Annotated in this window: 1 pseudogene; it reads left to right on the forward strand. The window is 46.1% G+C overall.

From position 1 onward, the window contains the following. Positions 1–519, forward strand: a pseudogene (aceE, locus tag ACS8FC_RS20860) (pyruvate dehydrogenase (acetyl-transferring), homodimeric type); the annotation flags it as partial.

Consider the following 519-nt stretch of genomic DNA (forward strand, 5'->3'; position numbering starts at 1 on the left):
GTATCGCTGTTGAAGACGAACCCATGTATCCAGGCGATCTTGGTATGGAGCGTAAGATTCGTGCGTTGATTCGTTATAACGCTTTGGCAATGGTCATGCGTGCCAACAAAAACGATGATGATTTGGGTGGTCACTTAGCGTCATTTGCCTCTAGTGCCACGCTTTATGAAACAGGATTCAACCATTTTTTCCGTGCGGCAAGCGATCACTTCGGTGGTGACATGATTTATTATCAAGGTCACTCAGCACCAGGTATCTATGCACGTTCTTATTTAGAAGGTCGCCTAACTGAAGATCAGCTCGATAACTTCCGCCGTGAAGTGGGTGGTAAAGGCTTATCAAGCTATCCACATCCATATTTGATGCCTGATTATTGGCAGTTCCCAACGGTATCAATGGGCCTAGGTCCGATCATGTCGATCTACCATGCTCACGTGCATCGTTATATGGAAAACCGCAAACTGTTAGAAAAAGAAGGCCGTAAAATTTGGGCGTTCTTAGGTGACGGTGAGACGGATG

Source organism: Psychrobacter sp. 1Y4 (assembly GCF_051847555.1).